We start from the raw sequence: 24,861 nt of genomic DNA, 5'->3' as shown, positions 1-24,861 counted from the left end.
TTACGTTGTACTGAGAGCAAAAATACGAATGACGACCGCCAATAATAACCAAGCATTAAACTCGGTATTAGCTGCAATAGATGAAATTAACAGCCAAGACCCTAATCACATTGAATTTGACGGAAAAACGCAACCGAAAGAACTCGCTTATGGTCAGCAAATGACTGCTTGCTTGCAAAAATATTGGCCCCAAGCCAATGAATTACTGCAAATTGCTGTTCGTGCTCAACATATTAAACGCTGGCACTTAAAAAGAACGGAATTTGAGCCAGGCAAAGCAGGTTATTACAAATGGCGCATTGCCCAAGGAAAGTTCCACGCAGAGCTTACCTCTGAAATCATGGCAAGTCATGGCTATAGTGCTGAAGATATTGACAAAACAGCAGCCATTTTACGTAAAGAAAAATTGAAAACAAACCCAGATACCCAAACCTTAGAAGATGTTGCTTGTTTAGTCTTTTTACAACATTACTTTGATGAGTTTGCGGCAAAATATACCGAAGAAAAAATCATTAGAATTGTGCAGTTAACTTGGAACAAGATGTCTGATAAAGGCCATGATATTGCACTTAGCCTAACCTTACCTGCACACCTTAGTACTATTGTAAGTAAAGCGCTTGCTTAAAGCCCGGTTGCCGCTAAGCGAAGTAATTACTATTTACTTAGCGGTAAACGCCATAAAAAAATAAATGGCCCTGCAACCAGAGCAACTACCAGCATAGTCAGGGCAAAATCATTAAGTAAATAAGCAGACCAAACCACAGATAACACAATGGTTAATAAGGCGATTCGTTTAGCCTTTCGAGGAATAGAGCGATGTGTTTGCCAATCATGAATCAAGGGGCCAAATGTTTTATTCGCCAAAAGCCACTTTTGCATGCGAGGTGAAGATTTAGCAAAACAAGCTGCGGCAACCAATAAAAATGGCGTTGTCGGTAAAATGGGTAACACTACACCTAACACAGCTAAACCAACAAACAGCACGCCAATGCTTTTTAAAATAAGTAGTTTACTTTTACTGGCAATATTATCCATTAACGCTCCCTTTTAAAAACAACAGAGCCAATATTAGGGCGTGCTGTTCTTTGTTGATATTTTCAGCAATGAGTTATTTTTATCAATAGCAAAGCAGTATGAGCGCGGTTTGGTTGTTCCAAATAAGCGAATACTAATGCCGCTAGTGTTAAAAATAGCCATTGCCCCTTTTATTTAGGAATTAGGGGGCTGAGGCTGAATTGTTAAACAAAGGTCAACACGTCCTAGGCACTAACCTTCACTTTGACTTTATTATTGGTATCTCGACTTTGGCGAATTAACTCATTATCAGCGTCAACCGCTTCATTCTTAGCTAACTCTGTTTTAGCCAACCTGTCATAAAGTAGCACATTGACTGATGCTGCCAAATTCATACACCCTATTGTCGGTACATAAACCACTTCATCAGCAGCATCAATCACGTGTTGGCTAATGGTGCCATCTTCAGGACCAAAAACATAAATCGCATGTTCAGGATGGTGAAAATGCGGCAAAGGTGTCGCTCCCTCCACTAAGTCTACACATACAATTTTAGCTGTATTAGGAATATTTGCCAGTGACTGCTTAACATTTTCAAAGCCTTCTACGTGAGTTAACGGAATGATACGACTGGCTTTTTTTGTGTCAGTAGCAAGCTTTTTGCTACCATGTTTTGCTGCCATAGCATAACGCTTACCAGTAAAGAGCACTTGATCAACCTGATAACAACCTGCCGCGCGCATAACAGCACCAACATTACTTGGACTTTTAGGGTTTGTTAAAGCGACAGTAACTTTTGCTAAATCAGTTTGCGCGCTTTGCTTAGCTTGTATTGCTTCTTCCGTCATGACTTAGCCTTTTCTTGACGTTTAACTGCTTGCCAATAAACTTCTAGCTCATCAAGGTTATGCTCAGTAAAGCTTTTTCCTGAATCGGTAACCTGTTGCTCTACCTGCTGAAATCGTTTAGTAAATTTTTGATTAGCATGACGAAGTAAGGTTTCTGGATCTTGTTTGGCATGTCGACATACATTAACCACAGCAAACATTAAGTCACCTAACTCTTCTGCCAGTGCTTTTTCATTATCAGCGTTAGTCAGTTCAGCTTCAACTTCTGCGACTTCTTCTTTTACTTTGGCAAAAACATCATTGATATTATGCCAATCAAAGCCAACATGAGCACAACGCTTTTGTATTTTTGCCGCTTGCGCCAGCGCAGGTAAACTTTTAGGAATATCAGCCAAAATACTCACCTGAGTACTTTGCTCAGATTCTGATAAGTGTTTCTGCTGTCGCTCTTTTATCTTTTCATTTTCCCAATTCGCTTTTATTTGCTCATCACTGGTAAAGTCTAAATCACTAAACACATGCGGATGTCGTCGAATTAGTTTCTCACATATCGCGGCGATTACGCTGTCAAAACTAAAATAAGCGCGTTCTTCCCCTAATTGACTGTAAAAAATTACTTGAAATAATAAATCACCTAGCTCCTTTTCAAGCGCCGAGTAATCTTTTTGTTCAATCGCATCTACAACCTCATACGCTTCTTCAATGGTATGCCTAGTTATTGAAGCGAAATCTTGTTTCAGATCCCAAGGACAACCACTTTCTGGGTCACGTAAACTTTTCATTATCCATCGTAATTTATCAATCGATGGAGTACTCGTTAACTTAGTACTAGTGTCTTTCAAAGTGTGCTTTCTCATTATAATCGTCTTACTTCAACTACATCATCTAACTGACGCAGCTTTTCTAATATGCGTAGCAAAAGTTCGCTACTAGGGACTTCCATTGTGATATTCATGCTTACCGTTTGCTTGGCGTTGTCGGTATGACTTTCCATACCAATAATACTGACACGTTCATTGGCAATAATGGTTGAGATATCACGTAGTAAGCCCTGTCTTTCACTACCAATAATTTGCGCTGACGCTTGATAACTTTGCTTGTTATCCTCATTACCCCATTGTACCTCAACTTCGCGTTCTGGCTGCTGGCTTAAGGCATTGGCAAACTGCTCGCAGTCGCTACGATGTACCGAAATACCACGCCCTTGAGTAATAAAACCAGAGATACTATCTCCCGGTACAGGCTGACAACACTTCGCCATATGAGTTAACAAGTTACCTACGCCAGAAACGGTTATACCGTTGCTATCAACCGCGAGTTTTTTCTGCGTAGGTGTATGCCTAACTAAACTTTGCGGATCTATCTCTTCTTTAGGCTTAAGCTTATTTTCTATTTGAGTAAAGTGATTAATCACTTGCTGTAAGCGTGCATTACCTGAGCCAAGTGCAGCATATAAATCATCAGCCGTTTTCATATTAAAACGCTCAGCGGCAGATGCTAAATCAACCTGAGTAAAGTTGTGCTTGGCAATTTCATTTTCAAACATTTCTTTACCCTGCACGATATATTTATCTCTATCGAGTTGTTTAAAGAAATGCTGCACCTTAGCACGTGCGCGCGAAGAGTGAATGTAATTTAAATTAGGGTTTAACCAATCACGACTTGGGTTAGGCTGGTTACTCGTTAACACTTCTACTTGATCACCCGTTTGCAGTTGATAAGTAAAAGGCACAATTTTGCCAAAAACCTTGGCGCCAATGCAGCAATGGCCGACATTAGAGTGAATATAATAAGCAAAATCGAGTGGTGTAGAGCCCATAGGTAAATCAATAACATCACCACTTGGCGTAAACACATAAATTCTATCTTCAAATACTTGGCTGCGTAATTCGTCAAGTAGTTCACCACTTTCAGCAACATCATCTTGCCATTGCAGTATTTTTCTTAGCCAGCTAATTTTATCATCAAATCTATTGGCTTTACCGCTGGCACTGCCCTCTTTGTAACGCCAATGTGCGGCAACGCCAAGCTCTGCATCATCATGCATTTGTTGCGTTCTAATTTGCACCTCAACCGATTTACCTTCTGGCCCTAAAACAACCGTATGAATAGACTGATAACCATTGGCTTTTGGCGTTGCTACATAATCTGAAAATTCATTGGCTAAATGCTGCCACTGAGTGTGAACAATACCCAGTGCCGAATAACAATCTTGCACTTTTTCAACAATTACACGGACTGCACGGACATCAAACAGCTGCTCAAAATCTAATGATTTTTGCTGCATTTTCTTCCAAATACTATAAATATGTTTTGGGCGACCGTACACTTCTCCCTTAATATTTAAATTGAGCAATTCTTGATTTAAATGCTCGACAAACTCCGTCATATATTGCTCACGCTCTAAACGGGTTTCATCAAGTAACTTTGCTATTTTTTTATAAACTTGTGGGTGAAGATAGCGAAATGAAATATCTTCCAACTCCCACTTTAACTGACCAATACCTAGTCGGTTTGCCAGCGGTGCGTAAATATTAGCACTTTCTTTTGCAGCTAATACTCGGCTCTCTTCATCGCTATTTTTTTGCTCTCGCAAATCACATAAACGCTCAGCAAGCTTAATGACCACAGCACGAACATCTTCAACCATTGCCAATAACATACGACGTATATTATCAACATTATGAGCTGCTTGTTGTTGCCTCAGCGCCTTAATTGCCGCCATCTGCTCAACACCTTGACACAGCAATACAATTTGCTTGGAAAACTGCTCTTGCACCTGCTCCATGGTCATAACTTCATCATCAAGCAATGGCGTTAAAAAAGCTGCAACTAATGAATCACTGTCTAAGTTGAGTGAAGCAAGTATTTCCACCATTTCCATGGCTTTAGTTAACGCAAGTTCAGACGCTGTTTGTTGAACTTCACTGATTGTTGACCACATCAATGTTAATGCTTGCTGCTTTTGCTCTTGCAGCTCTAATTCAGTTAACCACTGCTGAAAGCTGCTTGCCGTCACTTGATGAGATTTTCTTACCGAAACCATTACATGTTCCTTTAGGTGCGAGAGAAAATTGTGGGTAATTATTTACGCTCAAACAATACCATAGTCTCGACATGCTTTGTGTGAGAAAACATGTCTATTAACGAAATTTTACTAATTTTATAGCCATGGCTTAATAAATGCTGACTATCCCTTGCTAACGTACTTGGCTCGCAACTGACATAGAGTATTTTTTCAACGGCTAACTTAACAATTTGCGCAACCGCTTGTTCCGCGCCCGCCCGGGCAGGGTCTAGTAAAACCTTATTGGGTTTAGCGTCTTCTGATAAATGATTATCACTAAACCAAGCTTGCTCTTGCCAATTACTATTTAAATCGGCTTGAAAAAACTGACAATTGCTCACGCCATTAAATTGTGCATTTTGACTAGCTTTATCTACCATAGTTTGCACACCCTCAACACCAATAACCTGCAGGCAGCGTTGAGCAAGCGCTAAACTAAAGTTACCTAAACCACAGAACAAGTCTAAAATATTATCCGTTGCTTGCGGTGCTAGCCAAGCTAGCGCTTGTAAAACCATTTTTTCATTAACATCTGCATTTATTTGAATAAAGTCATCATTATCAAAATGAATATCTATATCTGTATCAGCAGGTAAGGCTAAGGAATAGCGCAACTTAGTGCTTGTATCTGAATCGGCATGTTTATCATTGATAGCAAAAATATTTCGTTTACTGTCACCATCATCAATTACAATCATACTGTGATGTTTTGTTGAGAAGCTTTGCCATAGCAATATATCGGCCTTGTTTAACGGTTTTAATTGTCGAATAACCAAGGTGACTTGTCTTGAGTTTTCTTGATGAAGCGTTTCAGCGTAAATTGCTTCAATGTGCCCTATGGCACTGCGTACACTTAAGTTACTGACAAGCGCTTTTAGTGGCTGAAAAATATCGGTAAGTGCTTCAACAAGTACAGGACATGAGTTAATAGCCGCTAATTGATTGGTTGCTTTTTGCCTAAAGCCGATAGTCGCATTATGCGCCTTATCAAACTGAACACCAATACGCGCTTTACGCCGATAACCCCAAGGCGATGATACAACAGGTGCTTGCCAAGGCAGCTCGCCTTCTATCCCTTGCCGAGAAAATAACTCGCTAACCTTATCTTGTTTAAAAATTAGTTGCTGATCATGTTGTAAGTGCTGGATATCACAGCCACCACAGGCAAAAAAATGAGCACAGCGCACCTCTTCTCTGTGGGTAGAAGCTGATTTTAACTGTAATAATTTAGCTAAGGCATATTTACTTTTTTGTTGATATATTTTTACCTCAACAACTTCACCAGGTAGCGCGCCAGCAACAAAGACAGGCTTGTTATTATATTTACCTACACCAACGCCATTAGAATCTAGTTTTGCTATTTTCACAGTCAACTGTTTTCCAGCGGCTTTATTCTTTGTCGTGGCTTTAAAAAAATTGGCCATCTATACTTTATCTCATTGCTCGATAGTTAGGTCGATAAACCTTTGCTGTTTTAATTCATGCAAGCTTGTGACATTATGTGTTTATTCAGCTAGTTCATAACATAATATCCTTGCGTCAATGCGCTATTTTATACTAAGTCTAAAGGAAAAGTTTAAGAGAAATGCATAAAACAAGCCTTAAAGACTGGGTCATCCTACTTACCATCATTCCAACCATTGTTATTGCCTTTGGTTTAGCTAGCTACTTCTCTTATAACCGCTATATTGAATTAGATAACTTTATTGAGCAACGCGCGAAAAGCATTATTGAACCGCTTGCTATTGCTAGCAAAGATGCCCTTCAAGAAAAAGACAGGGAAAAACTTAGAAAGTTAATTAGCTTCAGCCATAGAAGCCAATCGAGCATAGTTAATAGCGTAGTTGTTTTTACGCCTGAACATCAAGTGTTTGTTACCAGCGCTTATCATGGCGATACTAACTTAATGCGCTTACCTACGGGCATAGCAATCCCTAACTATACACAGGCTGAGCATCATCCTGACTTTATTATTTTTAGAAGTCCGATTATTGAAGAGCAGATTAGTTTCAATCAGCAAGCTGTAGACATTAGCCCAAATAAAGCGCAAGCAATAGGCTATGTAGCCATTCAAATTGATAAGAGTAAAATTAACTTTGATCAACAAAGCCAAATTCTTATTGCTTTTACCATTGCTTTGCTAGCATCACTTATTAGCGCCATTTTCGCGCTAAGATTAATCAAAAATGTCACTAAGCCTATTAGCTCTATGGTTCATGCTATTGATAAGATACGTGAAGGTAAATTAGAAAGTCGCGTCAGTGGCAAGCTCATAGGCGAGCTAAACTTCTTAAAATCTGGCATTAATGCCATGGCGCAATCACTTGATAGCTACCAAAATGAAATGCAATCAGGAATAGATCAAGCCACCATTGATTTACGTGAAAGCTTAGAGCAATTTGAAATTCAAAACGTAGAATTAAGCATTGCTAAGCGTAAAGCACAAGAAGCCAATAAGGTTAAATCTGAATTTTTAGCCAATATGAGTCATGAATTAAGAACGCCTCTTAACGGTGTTATTGGCTTCACACGACAAGTATTAAAAACACCGCTGTCAGATAATCAGCGCGATTATCTACAAACAATCGACAGATCTGCAAATAATTTACTTACCATCATTAATGACATTTTAGATTTCTCTAAGCTCGATGCAGGTAAGATGGTTATTGAGAATATTCCTTTTTCTTTGCGTGAATCATTAGAAGAGACCTTAGCTTTATTAGCGCCAGCTGCCCACAAAAAAGATTTAAACCTGTCAATTAATGTTCACCAAGAGCTACCGGACTCTTTGGTGGGTGATGCAATGCGCATCAAACAAATTGTCACGAATCTAATCAGCAATGCCATTAAATTTACCCCGCAAGGTAATGTTGAAATAGATGTAGTCAGTGAAGAGGTTAATCAGAAAAATATCATGCTAAAAGTCACGGTTACCGATACAGGTATAGGCATGACTAATAAACAGCAACGCACTATTTTTGATGCCTTTACTCAAGCAGATCAAAGCATTACACGTCTATATGGCGGTACAGGTTTAGGTTTAGTTATTTGTCAGCGTTTAGCTCGAGAAATGTCAGGCAATATAGGTTTTACCAGCGAGAAAAACCAAGGCTCAAGTTTTTGGTTTACCTTCCAGTGTGAAATCAACTCATTGCCTTTAATGATAGAACTAGATAACCATCATTTAGTAAATAAAACCATTCTGTTCTATGAGGAGCATCCACACACTCGTGCTGCTATTACCGACATTTTAAACCACTGGCAAATGCAAGTTACCAGCGTAACCAATAAACACCAACTCGAACAAGTAGCAGTTCACGCCAAGCAAGCAAACTTAAACTTTGATTATGCCCTTATTGGTCATAACCATAATGCCACGGCTTTAAGTGAGCTGAAAAAAATTATAGCGAATATCACCCCGCTAACACCTGCTGTACATATAGCGTTAAATAGCAATTCGCCTAGCTTACATGAAGCATTGATTGCCAATGGCGCAGCAAGCTGTATTAGTAAGCCGTTAAGTGCCGCAGGGTTAAGTCGAGCTTTTCAGCCATTAAGCGCAAATGAACAAACCTCTGTCGCCTTGGTTGAAAAGAAAATACTGCCAATTAAGGTACTTGCTGTTGATGATAACGAAGCCAACTTAAAACTAATTAAAGCGTTATTATTAGAGCAAGTTGCAGAAGTTACTTTAGCAGATAATGGCGAATCAGCTGTTGAGCTATGTAAAAATGAAACCTTTGCCTTGATATTTATGGACATACAAATGCCCGGAATGGATGGCATTAGCACGTTAAAAGCCATCAAAGCAGAGACCATCAATAATAGTACACCAATTATCGCAGTAACCGCGCACGCATTAAGTGGTGAGAAGGAAAAAATGCAACAGCAAGGCTTTAATGCCTATATGACAAAACCTATTGATGAAACTATGTTGAGCCATGTCATTTATGAATACTGTGACTATGATCACTTCATTACGGCTCATACAGCAAATAAGCCAGAGTTAGAAAAAAGCAACCTCGCTACTGAACAACAAATCAGCCCAGTAAAAAAAAGTGCCAGCAACCAAGTCATTGATTGGTCATTAGCACTAAAACGAAGTGCTAATAAAACAGAACTAGCCAAAGAAATGTTAACAGGATTAATTGATAGTTTACCGAAAACCCAAGAAGAGATAACTGAAGCGATAAAAAGAGAAGATATTGAACAACTTAAGCGTTCAGTGCACAAACTAAATGGTGCTTGTTGTTATACTGGCACCCCTAATTTAGCAACTATTACCAAACAAATAGAAACCCAACTCAAAATGGGCTTGTCCGCAAAAGAGTTAGAACCAGAATTTTTCGAGTTTTTCGAACATATAGAGCAAGTACTTAATACCGCTCCAACAGTACTCAAAGCATTGAACGAGCAAACGACATGATTAATACCAATTGAATTAACTATTTGATCATTCAGCGAGAGTTAAAAGGCTTATAGGCAAGGCATTGATTGCAGAGAATGGTTATTCCCTTGTCAAAATCAATAACACAGCATATAAGCCTTTTAAACTCGCCCTTGGGAGCTTGTCAGGAAGATGATAATTTTACAAATTTCTTGGCTGGAGAATGACTACAGCGGTATAAATTTGCTTTATTCTCACCTCCCTGACACAGCTCTGAATTGTTCAGATAATTATTTCACTTGGTATAAGACATACATTACCTGATTTGAATATTAGGTGATGTATTTATCTCTCCGTCTTCAGTGATAACAGCGACACCACCGCTACAAGTTAATACAGCCAAGCTTCTTCCTTGCTCATTACGTACGAAGGATAATTCGTATCCAAATTTCCCTAAGCTACTAGCTGAAAACTTTTGCGCAAGTGAAAGCTTTTCCCACCAAACTGACTGCTCAGGCGCTTCTCGTCTACGCTCTAGCATTGGCTTTGCCTGTGGTTGCATTTTAATCTCCTAGCGACACTTATACCAATTGAATTAATTATTTCACTTGGTATTTATACTAATCTGCACCTTATCAAACTAAGTGTAGACTAGAATTTTTAAAAATAGGAAATAAAGCCAGAGTAAATATTTTGCCCAAAGCTGATGTCAACTTAGTAATTAAAGCTAAGCTATTGGTAAACTTTGAGAATTTTCTAACAGTTATATATAAAAATAAATGTTAAATTTTTGTGTATCACTACGCTGATAAGATAACAAAAGCCGTAGCATACATGCGCTCATCAGCAATTGAGATATGCCAAGAGCTAGCGCCAAGTGAAGTAGCAAGTTCTAGCGCACGCGATGATAATTGTAATTGTGGTTGTCCTGTCGGCAGAGAAACAATATCAAAATGTTGGAAGGAGACACCATCAGCAATACCACTGCCAAGCGCTTTTGCTGCAGCTTCTTTGGCTGCCCAACGCTTGGCAAGATATTGATCGGCGTGCTTAATAGACTGATAGTGAGCAAGTTCCCTCGGGGTTAATACGCGTTTTGCTAGTCGACTCTTTGCCGAGTCATTCATCTCGCGAATGCGACTTACCTCAACAATATCTGTGCCAATACCTATAACAGCCACTTAAGCCTCCTTAGTCACTTAATTCAATTGTTATTAAGCTCTTGCCTCTAACATTAAGCGTTTCATATCTCGAACGGCTTTATCTAAACCATCAATTGCCGCTCTAGCAATAATGGCATGGCCAATATTAAGCTCAATAATTTCTTTAATGGCAGCGATAGGTTTAACGTTAAAATAATTTAAACCATGGCCTGCATTCACTTTCAGCCCTTTACTGTGTGCGTATTCAATACCCTGCTTTAAACGTGCTAGCTCTGCTTGCTGTTCAGCTTCATTGCTAGCATCAGCATAATGACCTGTGTGAATTTCAATATAAGGTGCTTTACTGGCAATTGCCGCATCAATTTGCGCAGTATCAGCATCGATAAATAAACTTGCCTCAATACCTGCTTCAGATAAACGTGCCACCGCAGCAGTTACCTTATCTAACTGACCAACAACATCCAAACCACCTTCAGTGGTTAACTCCTCTCTTTTCTCTGGTACCAAGCAACAAAATGCTGGTTTTACTTTGCAGGCTATATCTAACATCTCATCTGTTACCGCCATTTCAAAGTTCATACGCGTATGTAGCGTCTCTTTTAAAACAAAGATATCTCTGTCTTGAATATGACGTCTATCCTCACGCAAGTGCACAGTGATACCATCTGCACCCGCATGCTCAGCAACACTCGCTGCATAGACAGGATCTGGGTAATTAGTGCCCCTAGCTTGTCTTAATGTGGCAATATGGTCCACGTTAACACCTAATAAAATATCGTTCATAATTAATCTCTTTTCTTATAATTTAGATAATCTAGCTAATGTAAACGCTTTAACGGCTCGATAGAAATAATTTTCGGCTATTTAAAGGTTTATTCCCTAATAGTTGCGCAATGACATGCCGCATAAGCCGCTTAAATGTTCGCTCAACTGCGTCATTACCTTGGAGTTCATTTGTGCTAATTTGCTCGGCAATCTGCTGCAAATGCTGTTTATCAAAGTAATTGGCTTGTGGTGAATTAAAGCTCTGGTGATATTGATAAATCGCAACAAAACCTTGCTCTGGAATATAAGAGAAAGCTATCGCTTCTTGCTCAAATACCGGCGAAAAATCAAATGATAAGCCAAGCTCATCGAGCAAAGCTAACTCAAATTGCCTTAAAACAGGTGCTATCGCCTGCTTTTGCGCTAACTTTACTAGCGTTTCACCATAGTGGTTAAATAGTACTTGGCAGTTTATACCATCAGTAAGTAACTTGATTAACAGCTCATTGATATAAAAAGCGCTGTAAAGGTGGTCTTGTTGTAAAACCAGTGATTTAGCGCTGCTTTCTATCTGCGAAATTTTCTTTAACGCTGATAAGTTTTTCAAACTGACCTTTAACGGCAAAAAGGGCTGTAATAAGCCCTTTTTAATCGATCGTTTTGACTGACCAACATAAACTAACGCAGAAACTTTACCGTCTTGCTCTGTTAATAAATCAACAAGTAATTGGTTATCACGATAAGGTCGACTATGAAGAACAAAAGCAGATTGTTCTACCATAAGCTACCCTGAATAATCATCGCCATAGCCTAAGCTACGTAAAGCGCGTTCATCGTCAGCCCAGCCTGATTTTACTTTAACCCAAGTTTCAAGAAACACTTTGCTTTCAAACAAGTTTTCCATATCTCGTCTTGCTTCTTGTCCTATGGTTTTTAATCGCTCACCTTTATTACCAATCACCATACGCTTTTGGCTATCTCGCTCAACCAACACCAGCGCATTAATATGGATAACACCTTTATCATCCATCTTAAATTGCTCTATTTCTACCGTAGTTGAATAGGGTAATTCATCACCGGTAAAACGAATTAACTTTTCACGAATAATTTCTGATGCCATAAAGCGGCTTGAGCGATCGGTGATATGATCTTCAGGAAACCAAAAGCCTCCTTCAGGTAAAGCTGCCAAGCAAAGATCACGAATAGTATCGACACTATGGCCTTTGCTCGCTGAAATAGGCACGATATCTTTAAAATCATGCATGGCGGAAAGCTTTTGCAGATGCGGTAATAACTCATCTTTATCTGCAATATTATCTGTTTTATTGACCACTAAAATACAAGGTGCGCCGGAATTTTTTACCTTGTTCAGAACTAAATCATCATCAGCTGTCCACAGTGTTCCTTCAACTAAAAAGATCACTAACTCAACTTCACTAATTGAGCTACTGGCAGCGCGGTTCATTAAGCGGTTTATCGCCCTTTTTTCTTCTGAGTGTAAACCAGGGGTATCCACCAAAATAGCTTGCCTATTTGCTTCAGTTAAAATACCTAAGATTCGATGACGCGTTGTTTGCGGCTTTCGAGAGGTAATACTAATTTTTTGACCCAGTAACGCATTTAACAAGGTAGACTTGCCCACATTAGGGCGGCCAACAATAGCCACTAAGCCCGCATAAGAGTCAGCGTTATACTCATTTTCTTGACTCATTAAGATTTCCTCTTGTTACTTGCTTGTTCAATCAAGGCTAATATTTGCTCTGCTGCTGCTTGCTCTGCTTTACGTCGGCTAGTACCTTTGGCAATGACTTCATCAGCCATTACTTCGGTAAGACAGCGTACGGTAAATTGCTGATTATGAGACTGGCCAGTGGTATCGATGACTTCATAGCTTGGCAAAGCAATTTTTCGACCTTGCAAATACTCTTGTAATCTCGTTTTTGGATCTTTTTGTTCATTGCCAGGTTTAATGACGTTTAAACGCTTTTCAAACCAAGTGAGAATTAATCGCTTACAGTTAGTAATATCTGAATCTAAATAAATAGCACCTATGATGGCTTCAATAGCATCTTCTAAAATAGATTCACGTCTGTGACCACCGCTTTTTAACTCACCCGGACCTAAAATTAAACATTCACCTAAATTAAAGTCACGAGCTATCTTAGCTAAAGTAACCCCTTTAACAAGACTAGAGCGCATACGGGTTAAGTCGCCTTCATCATGAGAGGGAAACTTTTCAAATAAAGCCTCAGCAATAACAAAGCCTAATATAGAATCTCCTAAAAACTCTAGACGCTCATTATGACGCCCCTTAGCGCTGCGATGAGTAAGCGCTTGTAGCAATAATGATTCATCATTAAAGCTATAGCCAAGCTTCTTTGTTAGCCTTGCTAAATCATGTGGATTATTTTTCACTTTGTTACTCAGTTTAGTTTTCAATGAATTAGCCAAGTTAGTTGATAGCACCTAAACGCTCAAATCTCACCCCAGTTGGAATCCAACTAGGTAAAAAGCTATCGCTAGGTCTATCAAAATCAAAGCTCATCCATATAGCAACCGCTTCACCAACTAAGTTTTCCTCTGGAACAAAGCCCCAGAAGCGACTATCTAAACTATTATCTCGATTATCTCCCAAAACAAAGTAGCTATTCGCCGGCACAATAAACTCATCTGGTGCAGTACCTGCCTGTGGGAAGAAATGTCTTGTTCTCGGTAGGGTTTGACTATTATTTAAAATATTGAATTCTCTACCTAACATATTTGCTTGATATTGATTCATATCAGACTCAGCATCAGGTCCTTGGTATTTAGCAGTAAAATCATGAATTACTTGCGTATACTCTGGGCATTTAGCATCACTTTCTTGACAAGCAGGCTTAATGTAAAGTGACTTATTACGGTAAATAACTCGATCGCCAGGTAAGCCAATAACACGTTTAATGTAATCAATTCTCGTATCTTCTGGGTACTTAAATACCACAACATCACCACGCTCTGGCATGCCATTTTCATAGAACTTAGTACGAGTTACTGGGTCTTTTAAACCGTAATTAAACTTATTTACTAAAATAAAATCGCCGTCAAGCAAGGTAGGCATCATTGAACCTGATGGTATTTGAAAAGGCTCATATAAAAATGATCTTAAAATCAGCACAAAGGCTATAACAGGAAAAATTTGCACCGAAGTATCTACTAATGCAGATGGCTCAGAGAGCTTCTCTGCTACATCAGCAGGTAATTCACCTTGGCATTGGCTTTTAGCATCAGCTAGGTTTAACCTGCGCTGAGGTGCTAAATAAAGCTTATCCATCAACCAAACAATACCTGTTACAACAGTAATTGCGACTAAAATAATCGAAAAATATGCAGCCATAAATCCTTACTTCTCTAGTTTAAGCACAGCTAAAAACGCTTCTTGAGGTACTTCTACGTTACCTACCTGCTTCATACGTTTTTTACCTTCTTTTTGCTTCTGTAGTAGTTTCTTCTTACGACTAACATCACCACCATAACATTTAGCTGTTACGTTCTTACGTAATTGTTTAACCGTAGTACGAGCAATAACGTTATTACCTATTGCCGCTTGTATCGCAATATCAAACATTTGACGGTGAATTAGCTCTTTAAGCTTTTCTACCAACATACGACCACGAGAAACTGAGTTAGCGCGATGCGTGATCATCGCCAATGCATCAACACGATCGCCATTAATCATTACATCGACACGCACCATATCTGCCGCTTCAAAACGAACAAAATGATAATCTAAAGACGCATAGCCACGACTGGTTGATTTCAATTTATCAAAGAAGTCCATTACCACTTCAGCCATAGGTAGCTCGTACGTCACCGCGACTTGATTACCATGGTACATTAAGTCTTTTTGGATACCGCGCTTTTCAATACATAAAGTAATCACATTACCTAAAAATTCTTGTGGTACTAAGATGTTGGCTTGAACAATTGGCTCACGAATTTCATCAATATTATTAATTGCCGGTAAATCAGCAGGATTATCAATTGATAACACCTCGCCATTTGTACAAGCTATTTCATAATTTACTGTCGGTGCTGTGGTAATTAAATCAAGATCATATTCTCTGGCTAAACGCTCTTGAATAATTTCCATGTGCAGCATGCCAAGGAAACCAATCCTAAAACCGAACCCTAATGCAGATGAGTTTTCTGGTTCAAAAAATAGCGAGGCATCATTTAAGCTTAACTTATTGAGTGCGTCCCTAAAGTTCTCATAATCATCTGAGCTAATCGGGAATACACCAGCGTACACTTGTGGTTGTGCTTTTTGGAAACCAGGTAAAGGGGCATCAGTTTCTTTTTTGCTGATAGTGATGGTATCACCAACAGGCGCACCGTGAATTTCTTTAATACCAGCAATAATAAACCCTACTTCGCCTGTTTTTAATATACCGGTTTCAGTTTGCTTAGGTGTGAAAATACCCACCTTATCGATAATATGTGTCTGCCCCGTTGACATAACTAACATTTTATCGCCTTTTTTCACTTCACCATTCATAACACGAACAAGTGAAACAACCCCTTGGTAATTATCAAACCAAGAGTCAACAATAAGCGCTTGAAGGTTAGCATCAGGATCGCCGACAGGCGCTGGAATATTCTTAACGATTGTTTCTAATACATCGTCAATACCTATACCTGTTTTAGCTGAACAGGTAACCGCGTCTGTAGCATCAATACCAATAATATGTTCAATTTCTTCGCAAACACGCTCAGGGTCAGCCTGTGGCAAGTCAATCTTGTTTAAGATAGGTAAAACTTCCAAGTCCATCTCAATCGCGGTATAACAGTTCGCCACCGTTTGTGCTTCTACGCCTTGACCTGCATCAACTACGAGCAAAGCACCTTCACATGAGGCTAACGAGCGCGACACTTCATATGAAAAATCAACATGACCCGGGGTATCAATAAAGTTTAATTGATAAGTTTCACCATCTTGCGCTTTATAATCTAAGGTTACACTTTGCGCTTTAATGGTAATGCCGCGTTCACGCTCAAGGTCCATCGAGTCAAGTACTTGCGCTTCCATTTCACGCTCTTGCAACCCGCCACAGTGCTGAATCAAGCGATCCGATAAGGTTGATTTACCATGATCGATATGGGCAATTATTGAGAAATTTCGGATATTTTTCATACGAGGGAAGTTAAATAAAACAGGGTTAAATAATATAATGACGTGATTTTAACGAATTTACTGCGCTGGGGCTATCTTTTGTTCAGATATCTTTTGTAAAAAAGTATGCGCAAGCAAACGGCTGCCTAACATTAAGACAATTAATGATGAGGCAAAACTCGCAGAATTTTAGGCTGTAACGCTCGTGCTTTTTTACTATAAGACTGACGATATTTTGCTAGCCGATATCCTAAATAGCCGCCGAGTACGCCAACTGCCAATGCAATTAGTTCATGTTCAAGGACGTTAATCTCAACAAGCCATTGACCAATGGCCGAGAAAGTAAGCAAACCAAGCAATGGCATCAAATATACTTGTGCAGCACTTAGCAGCATATCGCCTTCTGTTATACCTAAAACGACACAGTCGCCAACCTTAACGTCTATTTCATTTCTCTTAACTTTAAAGGTTAATTTTTTACTGGGCAAGGCTTTCGCTACTTGTCCATTGGCACAACTATCTACTTGCGAGCAACCACTACAGGTACTCTTTATTTGGCTTTCTAAGATAACACTATCACCTTCTAGGGCGACTACATGCGCTATTTCTTCAGTCATGGCTTTTGCTCACTATTTGCATGTACAGGCACAACTGAAACAAGACCATTGGCAATTTTTTTCGCCGTATTTAAAGGTATTTTACCGACAACACTGACTTCAATAGCATTATTCACCTGATTTAAGACGATAGTTGCACCATCGTGAGCATATTCAAGCGGCCTTTGTTTATCTTCGCTGGGGTTAACATAAACTGAAATATCAACCAAGCCATCACTAAAGTGCATAAACTCAACCGCTTTTTTATTACTGTACATTCGATGTCGATCAACCTTAAGCGCAGTAAAACCATCTGGTAACCAGCTCGTTTGCCACATCAAGTTTGCTTCATGCTCTTTAACAGCAACAGCTTTTGGCAGCTCGGTTGCCTTTAGTTGTAGTAAATTCTCAGAAAGCGAATCTGTTATATCTAAATGAGTAAATTGTACTTGCTCTAATAACTTACCTTTACGGGAAATTATTGCCAGCTTCAGTAGCATGGCGCTGTGCTGATCTAACCACAACCAATAGCCAAATCTATGATTGTCTTTGGGCACGACACGAATAAGTTGCGCAGCTCGTCCTAAAACACGACTTCGACCAACGGAAATAAAACGGTAATTACTTTCTAATTCGGTAATATCTGAACTAAATATGGCGGGGATTGGACCCGTTAATGAGCTAGCATTAACCGAATAAACCTCTTGCTCTGGCTCAATGTAGCTAACAGTATTGCCCTTACGCAAGATATCTCGTCTAGGACCATTTAACCTAGCTAAAATTTCAAGCTCAAGGCTATTTTCATCTACGCCATGTAACCAGTGATAAGGCTCTGCTTGATTATTTTTAACCACAACAAAAGAGGTGTTGAAGTTTAATTGACGTAACGATTGTGATAAGCGCTCTAACCAAGCCTTGGCATTTTCGCTATCTGCCGCCAAAACATAGCTAGATGAGAAAAAACTACACAGAGCAAATAACGTGAGGAGAAATTTCATATAAACTCATTAGTTGATAAAAATTACCTAAGCTGAAGTAACAATTATCAACTAATCCAACATGAGAGTTAAACTATTTTTTTTCTAATAGTTCAGATGCTTTATTACCAGCGGTTAATTTAACTTGCTGTTGATGATCAGCAAGTAGCGCTTGAAAACGACGCTGTTGTTCCATCAGCTGCTCATTTTTCTTCTGGTTAGCAACTTGTTGCTGTAATTTTCTATTTACCTGTTGATTTTGACTGCTAGCGTTAAAGCTTACTGGGTTAGCAAACCCGGTTAATGGCATAGTTTGTACCACTTGATTTGGTACCATTGGGCTTTCAATGGTATTATTGGCACTGTTTTGTTGAACCCCAACAATCATAAGACCAGCTGCAGAAGCTGCAATAGCTACCTGGCCAAGCGGCTTAAATAATTTCACTACTTTTGCTTTAAAACGGTTTTCTGCTGAGATGACTTGGCTATTTTCAAGTTGATTATCTTGTTGTGGCGTTGCTTGGTTATCAAGGGTATTGTCTTCTGGGGAGTTATTTGCGCCAGCAGCATTAATAGGGGATAAAATCGTTGCTTCTTTAGCAATGGCATCTGCGATTTGTTCAGTTAAATCGAGCTGTAGTGACTGGGCAACTTCATCTCGCATAACATCGCCAATAAGGTGATAATTTTGCCAACTGGTGGCAAGCTCGTCATCTTTAAGTATTTCATCTATTGATAAATCAACCAACATTTCATCTTTCGAGGCTTGGTGATCATCAACCAATGATGACATACTCTCAAATTTACCTTCACTCATATCTTTAACCTTAAAACACCTTAAAAAAACACATTTCTAACAAGCTATTACTGCTCAATTATTTATTTTGCAATAATGGTCTTATCTTTTTATCAATTGCATCACGGGCTCTAAATATTCTTGAGCGAACCGTACCCACAGGGCATTCCATTATGGTTGCAATCTCTTCATAACTTAATCCTTCAAGCTCGCGAAAATTAATTGCCAACCTCAAATCTTCAGGTAAAGATTCAATGGTATTGAAAATAACCTGCTTAATTTCCGCTGTTAACAATACTTTTTCAGGTGAAGCATTTTCTCTTAATGCATCGCCACCATCGTAAAACTCTGCATCTTCTACTTCAACATCAGTGCTTGGCGGTTTTCTACCAAGCGCAACACTGTGATTCTTTGCACAATTTACTGCAATTCGATATAACCAAGTATAAAACGCACTTTCGCCCCTAAAGTTTGGTAAAGCGCGGTATGCTTTAATGAATGCTTCTTGCACAATATCAGGTACGTCACTGTGATTTTTCACATAGCGACTAACTAAATTTGCCACCTTATGCTGATATTTAGACACGAGTAAGTTAAACGCGTTTTTATCCCCGCGCTGTACTCGTTCAACCAGCTTTTGGTCGACATTTTGTTCGCTCATCCGAGCCTTACCTTCTGTAATTGGTATTTGCTTTACACTCATATTTTCCATTTGGCTCATCACAAACGCATCAAGTAGGACTACACATTTGCAAAAAAGTTCTGCCTTTTTTAAATTTTTTCTTGTTTTAGGTTAAATTCCCTAAATATGACAGCAATAATGCTACCCCAATATGTCAACACAGGGTAAAATTCAAGCCACTATCACTCTATATTATAGAATACCTGAAACGTGCCAACTTATAAATCAGCGAATATAAGCGAATAAGGTACGTTAACACTAGCGACAAATATATGACCCGACAAAATAATTGTGACGTACTGATCATTGGCAGTGGAGCCGCTGGCTTAACTCTTGCCCTACACTTAGCTAAAAATGCAGATGTTGTTATTTTAAGTAAAGGCCCGCTCAATGAAGGCTCGACCTATTACGCTCAGGGTGGTATTGCCGCAGTCTTTGACGAGAATGACAGTATTTCAGCCCATGTGCAAGACACCCTAATTGCCGGCGCCGGCCTTTGTGATGAAGAAACGGTTAACTACACCGCAGAAAATGCTAAAGCCTGTTTAGAGTGGCTAATTGAACAAGGGGTCACCTTTGATAAAGAGAAAGATAGTGACGGTGAAACAAGGTATCACCTTACCCGCGAAGGTGGTCATAGCCACAGGCGTATATTGCACGCTGCAGATGCTACCGGCCAAGCGATTCAAACAACCTTGGCAGATCGCGTTAAGCAACACTCACGCATTAGAATATTTGAACGCTACAATGCAATAGACCTTATTTGTGAAGGTAATGAAAACGATGGCTCAACTAAGCAATGTATTGGTGCTTATATTTGGAACAGAAACAGCGAAAAAGTTGAAAGCATCTATGCGCAAAAAACCATTTTAGCCACGGGTGGTGCTAGCAAAGTATATCAATACACCTCAAATCCTGACGTTGCCAGTGGTGACGGTATTGCCATGGCTTGGCGCGCTGGTTGTCGGGTTGCCAATATGGAGTTCAATCAATTTCATCCCACTTGTTTATTTCACCCTGACGCGGGAACATTCCTTCTAACCGAGGCATTGCGAGGTGAAGGTGCAAAACTCAGACGCCCTGATGGTAGTCGCTTTATGCCAAGCTTTGATGAAAGAGCAGAGTTAGCACCGCGCGATATTGTTGCCCGCGCTATCGATTATGAGATGAAACGTCTCGGTGCTGACTGCATGTACTTAGATATCAGCCATAAGCCAAGTCAGTTTATCAAAGAGCACTTTCCAACCATTTATGAGAAAACTAGGTCATTAGGCATAGATATTACCAAGCAGCCAATTCCTGTTGTACCAGCTGCGCACTATACCTGTGGTGGTGTTATGGTAAATCATCAAGGGCAAACCGATATTGCCCAGCTCTATGCAATAGGTGAAATGTCTTATACTGGCTTACATGGCGCAAATCGTTTAGCAAGCAACTCTTTATTAGAATGTTTAGTTTTTGCCCGCGCAGCCGCAATTGAGATTAGCAATAGCCTTAAAGTAAATAATCGCTATAAAAACCTACCAGAATGGGATGAGAGCCGCGTAACTGACTCCGATGAAGAAGTGGTTATTCAACACAACTGGCATGAGTTAAGACTCTTTATGTGGGATTATGTTGGTATAGTTCGTACAACTAAGCGCCTAGAGCGCGCTTTGCATCGCGTTGAACTGTTACAGCGAGAAATAGACGAATACTATCGCAACTTTAAAGTCAGTAATAATTTACTAGAGTTAAGAAATTTAGTGCAAGTAGCTGAGCTGATTATTCGCTGTGCAATGGAAAGAAAAGAAAGCCGAGGCCTGCACTACACGTTAGATTACCCTGACACGCTAACAGAATCTAAGGCGACCATTTTACAAAACAGTAGCAATGGTTAACTCCTACAGATTAGTTAAAAAATAATACCAATAGTTGCCAATAACTATTTTAGCTTTTGGCAACTACAAACTTCTAATAACTCGCACTAGCCTAGAGTAATTCTGTGCTGAGACACTGTCTTTAAAGATAAAGCCATTACGCCGCTGTTCTTGCCCGTCAGCCAAAGACACCTGAGCAACTAACCAACAGCCCAAGGCGCTAGCTCTGCTTTTATCCAACAATTGCATTGGCTTTGATACCTGTCCACGATTATCAATAAACTGGATACTGCCTTGAGTAGTCACCAGCATTCGATACTGAGGCTGCTTTGTATGAAAGCTATTCGCTAAATAGATATTTACCGCTATAACACTGAAAACAACCAATGCTATAGCTAGATGGAACAAGTAACTTGACGTTAAAATAAAGGTAATAATGGCAAGAGAAAACCCTGCGAATAAAACACAGTATTTTATTTTTGAGGTATATACAGCAATATTATACTTTGACGCGCTGCAATATATGCTGGACCATAGCGTTGAGTTCAGTGTCTTCACAGGTTTCATGTCCCATAAACCAAGCAAACAACTCAGGGTCTTGGCACGTTAATAGACGCTCAAATACACCTTGCTGCTCTGCAGGAAGATCATCGTATGCTTCATCAACAAAAGGAATAAACAGCACATCCAACTCTAACATACCGCGACGACATGCCCATTTTAGGCGCGCCTTATTTACTCCAGGTTTGTTTGATTCACTTTCATTTATATTTTCTTTTGCTGACATAAAGCACCATTACAGAATTAACACTAGCGCTATTCTAGCAATAACACCAGTTGTTTGGGTAGTCATGCGCTGCGCTAATAAAAAAATAGTTATGATTTAGCCGTTTTATCCTTGTTTTTGTCGAATACATCCCCATAAACTGCTACAAACATCAATTCAATTGGTCTCACTTTATGTCAATTTCCATTACGCAAGATTTACCGTCCCTAGCAGAGCTGCCTGACAGTTATTTAATGCAGCTAAATGATTACTCAGCCATATCACTATCTGGTGAAGAGCAAAGTAAATACTTGCAAGGGCAAGTAACCTGTGATGTTAATGCCAGTACAGAAAGCAGCCTTTTACACGGTGCTCACTGTGATGCCAAAGGTAAGGTTTACAGCGTATTTAGATTAATTAACCGCTCTTCTTGTCACCTTTTAGTACAACCTGAAGCCTGCCTATCTGAATCATTAGCAGCCCTACAAAAATTTGGCGTATTTTCAAAAGTTGATATCAGCAAAACAGAGAATTTAGCTTTTTATGGTTTAGCTGGAGATAAAAGTACTAAGGTATTGACTGAAAGCTTTACACAAATCCCTGATAGTTTAACGCCAGTAGTTCAACAAGATACAACAACGCTTGTTTATATTGCTGGTGATAGCCCGCGCTACCTTATCATTGACGAACAAGACAATATTGAGCACTTGCTTACTAAGCTTGCTCTACCTATATATTCACATAAAGTATGGCAATTACTTGAAATAACTCAGGGCTTCCCTGTTTTAACAAAAGAGGCCTGTCAGCAGTTCGTTCCACAAATGCTAAACTTACAAGCAATTAACGGTATTAGCTTTACTAAAGGTTGTTATTTAGGGCAAGAAACCGTTGCCAGAATGCAGTATTTAGGTAAAAACAAGCGCGCTCTATTTTCTCTTGCAGGACAGCTAACAGAAAAACTAAGCAGCGCTGATAGTTTAGAAAAACAACTTGGCGATAATTGGCGTAAAGCAGGTGAAATAACCACAAGCTATCAAGCCGACAATGGCAGCTGCTATATACAAGCAGTATTGGCTAATGATGATGAAATCACGTCATTAAGATTAAAAGCCCAGCCAAGTGCATTATTTACCGTTAAAGAGTTACCTTATTCTTTAACAACTGATCAGTAGAAATAAAGAATTTAACTTAAGGAAACTCCTATGAAAATTACCAATAACACAGTTGTAGTTATGCACTACGCCGTATCTGATAGCGAAGGTACATTAATCGACAGCTCTTATGATGGCCAACCTATGGCTATCATCCAAGGTACAGGCTACTTGATTCCTGGCTTAGAAAACGCCTTAGAAGGTCACCAGCAAGGTGATAAGTTTGAAGTTAGTGTTAGCTGTGAGCAAGCTTATGGTCCTCGTCATGACGAATACGTACAAACGGTGCCGAAAGAGGTAATGCAGGGTGTTGAAGAATTAGCGGTAGGTACACAGCTACGTGCGACAACCGATGATGGCGAACAAACGGTAATTGTTATCGATGTTACAGAAGATGAAGTAACCGTTGATGGTAATCACCCGCTTGCTGGCATTGACTTAAGCTTTGACGTTGAAATACTTGAAGTACGTGAAGCAACGGCTGAAGAACTAGAGCATGGTCATGTACACGCTGAAGGTGGTTGTGGTCATAACCACTAATTAGTCGGTAACGACAGGTCATACTTACAACTAAAAAAGGTGCTCCAAGCACCTTTTTTAGTTCTCAATACACTAACGCTATGATTAGTCTTTAAAATTATTAAACTGGAATGATTGGCTCAGGTCAGCTTCTTTTACTAAGCGCATTACGGCTTGTAAATCATCACGCTTTTTACCTGTTACACGTAACTTATCACCCTGAATCGCTGCTTGAACTTTCATTTTTTCAGCTTTGATCAGTTTTACAATTTTCTTAGCGACATCTTGCTCAATGCCTTCTTGAAAAGTCACATGCTGAGTAAAAGTTTTTCCGCTGTGATCGGTATTTCCTAACGACATCGCCTTGGCATCAATTTTACGCTTAGTTAATTGACTACGTAAAATGTCGCACAATTGCTTAACCTGAAAGTCACCTTCTGCTTTTATAATAACATTAGGTTTTTTCCACTCAAAGCTTGCTTCAACACCATTAAAGTCAAAGCGTCGGCTTAACTCTTTAGTCGAGTTTTCAACCGCATTACGTACTTCTTCTAAGTTAATTTCCGATACAATATCCATTGAAGGCATAATCAATCTCTTTCTAGTCTTTTCAATATGCCAGCTATTATACGCAAGCTTTAAGAGCGAGCAAGAAAAGTCATAAAAACCATGTTACCATTTAAGCAACATAATTAATTGCGGCCTGAGTTTTTTGAAAATTCGTCAGCCTTTTTGGCTTATTTCACTTGTTTTAGCTGTTTGCTTTATCTCTGTGGTAGTGGCGTTATCCCCTAACTTACTCAATATATTCACGAGTAATATTCGCTATCCACAAATTGATACCATAGGTCACTTTACCAGTTTTTTTATTCTCTCATGGTTAGTTCACTCTCTTATTAAAGTGCCACTGACAATCACAATCTTAACCTTAAGTTTTTACGGCGGATTAACTGAGCTAGGGCAACTTTATTTAGGTTTTAGAAATGGTGAGCTTATTGATTTTCTAGCTGATGTTGCCGGTATACTCTTTTTTGCCTTCACCAAATTAACTTACAGCTACCTAGTTAAGTTAACTCGACAAAAGAAAGCCTCAGCCAAGCACATTAATCTATCAAACTAAGA

26 protein-coding genes are annotated in these 24,861 nt (G+C 39.4%); 6 read left to right on the top strand and 20 right to left on the bottom strand.

All coding sequences use genetic code 11. From position 1 onward, the window contains the following. Positions 1 to 28: 28 nt before the first annotated feature. Positions 29 to 625 carry a DUF4202 domain-containing protein gene (locus tag EMK97_RS15920; protein WP_130603777.1) on the top strand — a complete coding sequence of 199 codons (597 nt, stop codon included), beginning with the start codon at positions 29 to 31 and terminating at the stop codon, positions 623 to 625. Between the two features lie 29 nt (positions 626 to 654). Here the strand turns inward: EMK97_RS15920 and EMK97_RS15915 are convergent, their stop codons facing one another. The 5 genes from EMK97_RS15915 to rlmD form a co-directional block, all read right to left on the bottom strand. Next, positions 655 to 1,035, bottom strand: coding sequence for a YbaN family protein (locus EMK97_RS15915; RefSeq protein ID WP_130603776.1), 381 nt, complete (start codon positions 1,033 to 1,035; stop codon positions 655 to 657). A gap of 224 nt (positions 1,036 to 1,259) precedes the next feature. Then, positions 1,260 to 1,862: an RNA methyltransferase gene (locus tag EMK97_RS15910; RefSeq protein WP_130603775.1), complete on the bottom strand. Its 603-nt coding sequence runs from the start codon at positions 1,860 to 1,862 to the stop codon at positions 1,260 to 1,262. Then, positions 1,859 to 2,719: a nucleoside triphosphate pyrophosphohydrolase gene (mazG, locus tag EMK97_RS15905; protein ID WP_130603774.1), complete on the bottom strand. Its 861-nt coding sequence runs from the start codon at positions 2,717 to 2,719 to the stop codon at positions 1,859 to 1,861. The genes EMK97_RS15910 and mazG overlap by 4 nt, the downstream gene beginning before the upstream one ends. Further along, on the bottom strand, positions 2,719 to 4,908 hold the full coding sequence (gene relA / locus EMK97_RS15900) for a GTP diphosphokinase (protein ID WP_130603773.1): 2,190 nt from the start codon (positions 4,906 to 4,908) through the stop codon (positions 2,719 to 2,721). The genes mazG and relA overlap by 1 nt, the downstream gene beginning before the upstream one ends. Positions 4,909 to 4,946: 38 nt before the next feature. Further along, positions 4,947 to 6,353 (bottom strand): 23S rRNA (uracil(1939)-C(5))-methyltransferase RlmD, encoded by a 1,407-nt coding sequence (gene rlmD / locus EMK97_RS15895; RefSeq protein ID WP_130603772.1) that lies wholly within the window; start codon positions 6,351 to 6,353, stop codon positions 4,947 to 4,949. 161 nt (positions 6,354 to 6,514) lie between these two features. Between rlmD and barA the strand changes: the two genes are divergently transcribed. Next, complete coding sequence (gene barA / locus EMK97_RS15890; RefSeq protein ID WP_130603771.1) at positions 6,515 to 9,355, top strand: two-component sensor histidine kinase BarA; 2,841 nt, start codon at positions 6,515 to 6,517, stop codon at positions 9,353 to 9,355. A 277-nt stretch (positions 9,356 to 9,632) separates the two neighbouring features. Here barA and EMK97_RS15885 read toward each other — a convergent pair whose 3' ends face one another. From EMK97_RS15885 to rpoE, 12 genes are all read right to left on the bottom strand, one after another. Then, entirely contained in the window at positions 9,633 to 9,878 is a 246-nt protein-coding gene (locus EMK97_RS15885; RefSeq protein ID WP_130603770.1) for a hypothetical protein, read from the bottom strand. 238 nt (positions 9,879 to 10,116) lie between these two features. Continuing rightward, positions 10,117 to 10,443 (bottom strand): holo-ACP synthase, encoded by a 327-nt coding sequence (acpS, locus tag EMK97_RS15880; RefSeq protein WP_246028949.1) that lies wholly within the window; start codon positions 10,441 to 10,443, stop codon positions 10,117 to 10,119. A gap of 87 nt (positions 10,444 to 10,530) precedes the next feature. Further along, positions 10,531 to 11,262 (bottom strand): pyridoxine 5'-phosphate synthase, encoded by a 732-nt coding sequence (gene pdxJ, locus EMK97_RS15875; protein ID WP_130603768.1) that lies wholly within the window; start codon positions 11,260 to 11,262, stop codon positions 10,531 to 10,533. A gap of 49 nt (positions 11,263 to 11,311) precedes the next feature. Continuing rightward, positions 11,312 to 12,025 (bottom strand): DNA repair protein RecO, encoded by a 714-nt coding sequence (recO, locus tag EMK97_RS15870; protein WP_130603767.1) that lies wholly within the window; start codon positions 12,023 to 12,025, stop codon positions 11,312 to 11,314. Positions 12,026 to 12,028: 3 nt separating this feature from the next. After that, positions 12,029 to 12,955 carry a GTPase Era gene (gene era, locus EMK97_RS15865; RefSeq protein WP_130603766.1) on the bottom strand — a complete coding sequence of 309 codons (927 nt, stop codon included), beginning with the start codon at positions 12,953 to 12,955 and terminating at the stop codon, positions 12,029 to 12,031. Next, positions 12,955 to 13,659, bottom strand: a complete 705-nt coding sequence (rnc, locus tag EMK97_RS15860; RefSeq protein ID WP_130603765.1) for a ribonuclease III — start codon at positions 13,657 to 13,659, stop codon at positions 12,955 to 12,957. Before rnc ends, era begins: the two co-directional genes overlap by 1 nt. 37 nt (positions 13,660 to 13,696) lie before the next feature. Further along, on the bottom strand, positions 13,697 to 14,617 hold the full coding sequence (lepB, locus tag EMK97_RS15855) for a signal peptidase I (RefSeq protein WP_130603764.1): 921 nt from the start codon (positions 14,615 to 14,617) through the stop codon (positions 13,697 to 13,699). 6 nt (positions 14,618 to 14,623) lie between these two features. Next, a complete protein-coding gene (gene lepA, locus EMK97_RS15850; RefSeq protein ID WP_130603763.1) occupies positions 14,624 to 16,414 on the bottom strand; it encodes a translation elongation factor 4 in 1,791 nt (596 codons plus the stop codon). Between the two features lie 140 nt (positions 16,415 to 16,554). Continuing rightward, on the bottom strand, positions 16,555 to 17,010 hold the full coding sequence (locus tag EMK97_RS15845) for a SoxR reducing system RseC family protein (protein WP_130603762.1): 456 nt from the start codon (positions 17,008 to 17,010) through the stop codon (positions 16,555 to 16,557). After that, positions 17,007 to 17,987: a MucB/RseB C-terminal domain-containing protein gene (locus tag EMK97_RS15840; protein ID WP_130603761.1), complete on the bottom strand. Its 981-nt coding sequence runs from the start codon at positions 17,985 to 17,987 to the stop codon at positions 17,007 to 17,009. Before EMK97_RS15840 ends, EMK97_RS15845 begins: the two co-directional genes overlap by 4 nt. Before the next feature lie 73 nt (positions 17,988 to 18,060). Further along, the gene (locus EMK97_RS15835) at positions 18,061 to 18,783 is read right to left on the bottom strand and encodes a sigma-E factor negative regulatory protein (protein ID WP_130603760.1); all 723 of its coding nucleotides are present in this window, start codon (positions 18,781 to 18,783) and stop codon (positions 18,061 to 18,063) included. Between the two features lie 58 nt (positions 18,784 to 18,841). Continuing rightward, a complete protein-coding gene (gene rpoE, locus EMK97_RS15830) occupies positions 18,842 to 19,423 on the bottom strand; it encodes an RNA polymerase sigma factor RpoE (protein WP_130603759.1) in 582 nt (193 codons plus the stop codon). A gap of 293 nt (positions 19,424 to 19,716) precedes the next feature. On the opposite strand from rpoE, the gene nadB reads away from it, so the two are divergent. Next, a complete protein-coding gene (nadB, locus tag EMK97_RS15825) occupies positions 19,717 to 21,324 on the top strand; it encodes an L-aspartate oxidase (protein WP_130603758.1) in 1,608 nt (535 codons plus the stop codon). Between the two features lie 63 nt (positions 21,325 to 21,387). Here nadB and EMK97_RS19420 read toward each other — a convergent pair whose 3' ends face one another. Beyond that, a complete protein-coding gene (locus EMK97_RS19420) occupies positions 21,388 to 21,870 on the bottom strand; it encodes a protein YgfX (protein ID WP_342774603.1) in 483 nt (160 codons plus the stop codon). Further along, positions 21,803 to 22,090 carry an FAD assembly factor SdhE gene (locus EMK97_RS15815; protein ID WP_130603756.1) on the bottom strand — a complete coding sequence of 96 codons (288 nt, stop codon included), beginning with the start codon at positions 22,088 to 22,090 and terminating at the stop codon, positions 21,803 to 21,805. The genes EMK97_RS19420 and EMK97_RS15815 overlap by 68 nt, the downstream gene beginning before the upstream one ends. Positions 22,091 to 22,263: 173 nt before the next feature. On the opposite strand from EMK97_RS15815, the gene ygfZ reads away from it, so the two are divergent. Beyond that, complete coding sequence (ygfZ, locus tag EMK97_RS15810) at positions 22,264 to 23,241, top strand: tRNA-modifying protein YgfZ (RefSeq protein ID WP_130603755.1); 978 nt, start codon at positions 22,264 to 22,266, stop codon at positions 23,239 to 23,241. Between the two features lie 30 nt (positions 23,242 to 23,271). Next, positions 23,272 to 23,760: an FKBP-type peptidyl-prolyl cis-trans isomerase gene (locus tag EMK97_RS15805; protein WP_130603754.1), complete on the top strand. Its 489-nt coding sequence runs from the start codon at positions 23,272 to 23,274 to the stop codon at positions 23,758 to 23,760. 84 nt (positions 23,761 to 23,844) lie between these two features. On the opposite strand, the gene EMK97_RS15800 is transcribed toward EMK97_RS15805, so the two are convergent. Then, positions 23,845 to 24,327, bottom strand: coding sequence for a YajQ family cyclic di-GMP-binding protein (locus tag EMK97_RS15800; protein WP_130603753.1), 483 nt, complete (start codon positions 24,325 to 24,327; stop codon positions 23,845 to 23,847). 124 nt (positions 24,328 to 24,451) lie between these two features. Here EMK97_RS15800 and EMK97_RS15795 point away from each other — a divergent pair, with 124 nt between their 5' ends. Then, complete coding sequence (locus EMK97_RS15795; protein ID WP_130603752.1) at positions 24,452 to 24,859, top strand: VanZ family protein; 408 nt, start codon at positions 24,452 to 24,454, stop codon at positions 24,857 to 24,859. The last annotated feature ends 2 nt before the right edge of the window (positions 24,860 to 24,861 follow it).

It is taken from the genome of Litorilituus sediminis (genome assembly GCF_004295665.1).
Classification (GTDB): Bacteria; Pseudomonadota; Gammaproteobacteria; order Enterobacterales; family Alteromonadaceae; genus Colwellia; species Colwellia sediminis.
Note: the sequence above shows the minus strand (reverse complement) of the source record. Positions and strands in the feature narration are given on the sequence as shown.

Excerpts from the sequence above, each read along its gene's own strand:
- EMK97_RS15920 (WP_130603777.1), top strand. The coding sequence starts at position 29 with ATGACGACCGCCAATAATAACCAAGCATTAAACTCGGTATTAGCTGCA.
- EMK97_RS15915 (WP_130603776.1), bottom strand. The coding sequence starts at position 1,035 with ATGGATAATATTGCCAGTAAAAGTAAACTACTTATTTTAAAAAGCATT.
- EMK97_RS15910 (WP_130603775.1), bottom strand. The coding sequence starts at position 1,862 with ATGACGGAAGAAGCAATACAAGCTAAGCAAAGCGCGCAAACTGATTTA.
- mazG (WP_130603774.1), bottom strand. The coding sequence starts at position 2,719 with ATGAGAAAGCACACTTTGAAAGACACTAGTACTAAGTTAACGAGTACT.
- relA (WP_130603773.1), bottom strand. The coding sequence starts at position 4,908 with ATGGTTTCGGTAAGAAAATCTCATCAAGTGACGGCAAGCAGCTTTCAG.
- rlmD (WP_130603772.1), bottom strand. The coding sequence starts at position 6,353 with ATGGCCAATTTTTTTAAAGCCACGACAAAGAATAAAGCCGCTGGAAAA.
- barA (WP_130603771.1), top strand. The coding sequence starts at position 6,515 with ATGCATAAAACAAGCCTTAAAGACTGGGTCATCCTACTTACCATCATT.
- EMK97_RS15885 (WP_130603770.1), bottom strand. The coding sequence starts at position 9,878 with ATGCAACCACAGGCAAAGCCAATGCTAGAGCGTAGACGAGAAGCGCCT.
- acpS (WP_246028949.1), bottom strand. The coding sequence starts at position 10,443 with ATGAATGACTCGGCAAAGAGTCGACTAGCAAAACGCGTATTAACCCCG.
- pdxJ (WP_130603768.1), bottom strand. The coding sequence starts at position 11,262 with ATGAACGATATTTTATTAGGTGTTAACGTGGACCATATTGCCACATTA.
- recO (WP_130603767.1), bottom strand. The coding sequence starts at position 12,025 with ATGGTAGAACAATCTGCTTTTGTTCTTCATAGTCGACCTTATCGTGAT.
- era (WP_130603766.1), bottom strand. The coding sequence starts at position 12,955 with ATGAGTCAAGAAAATGAGTATAACGCTGACTCTTATGCGGGCTTAGTG.
- lepB (WP_130603764.1), bottom strand. The coding sequence starts at position 14,617 with ATGGCTGCATATTTTTCGATTATTTTAGTCGCAATTACTGTTGTAACA.
- lepA (WP_130603763.1), bottom strand. The coding sequence starts at position 16,414 with ATGAAAAATATCCGAAATTTCTCAATAATTGCCCATATCGATCATGGT.
- EMK97_RS15845 (WP_130603762.1), bottom strand. The coding sequence starts at position 17,010 with ATGACTGAAGAAATAGCGCATGTAGTCGCCCTAGAAGGTGATAGTGTT.
- EMK97_RS15840 (WP_130603761.1), bottom strand. The coding sequence starts at position 17,987 with ATGAAATTTCTCCTCACGTTATTTGCTCTGTGTAGTTTTTTCTCATCT.
- EMK97_RS15835 (WP_130603760.1), bottom strand. The coding sequence starts at position 18,783 with ATGAGTGAAGGTAAATTTGAGAGTATGTCATCATTGGTTGATGATCAC.
- rpoE (WP_130603759.1), bottom strand. The coding sequence starts at position 19,423 with ATGAGCGAACAAAATGTCGACCAAAAGCTGGTTGAACGAGTACAGCGC.
- nadB (WP_130603758.1), top strand. The coding sequence starts at position 19,717 with ATGACCCGACAAAATAATTGTGACGTACTGATCATTGGCAGTGGAGCC.
- EMK97_RS19420 (WP_342774603.1), bottom strand. The coding sequence starts at position 21,870 with ATGAAACCTGTGAAGACACTGAACTCAACGCTATGGTCCAGCATATAT.
- EMK97_RS15815 (WP_130603756.1), bottom strand. The coding sequence starts at position 22,090 with ATGTCAGCAAAAGAAAATATAAATGAAAGTGAATCAAACAAACCTGGA.
- ygfZ (WP_130603755.1), top strand. The coding sequence starts at position 22,264 with ATGTCAATTTCCATTACGCAAGATTTACCGTCCCTAGCAGAGCTGCCT.
- EMK97_RS15805 (WP_130603754.1), top strand. The coding sequence starts at position 23,272 with ATGAAAATTACCAATAACACAGTTGTAGTTATGCACTACGCCGTATCT.
- EMK97_RS15800 (WP_130603753.1), bottom strand. The coding sequence starts at position 24,327 with ATGCCTTCAATGGATATTGTATCGGAAATTAACTTAGAAGAAGTACGT.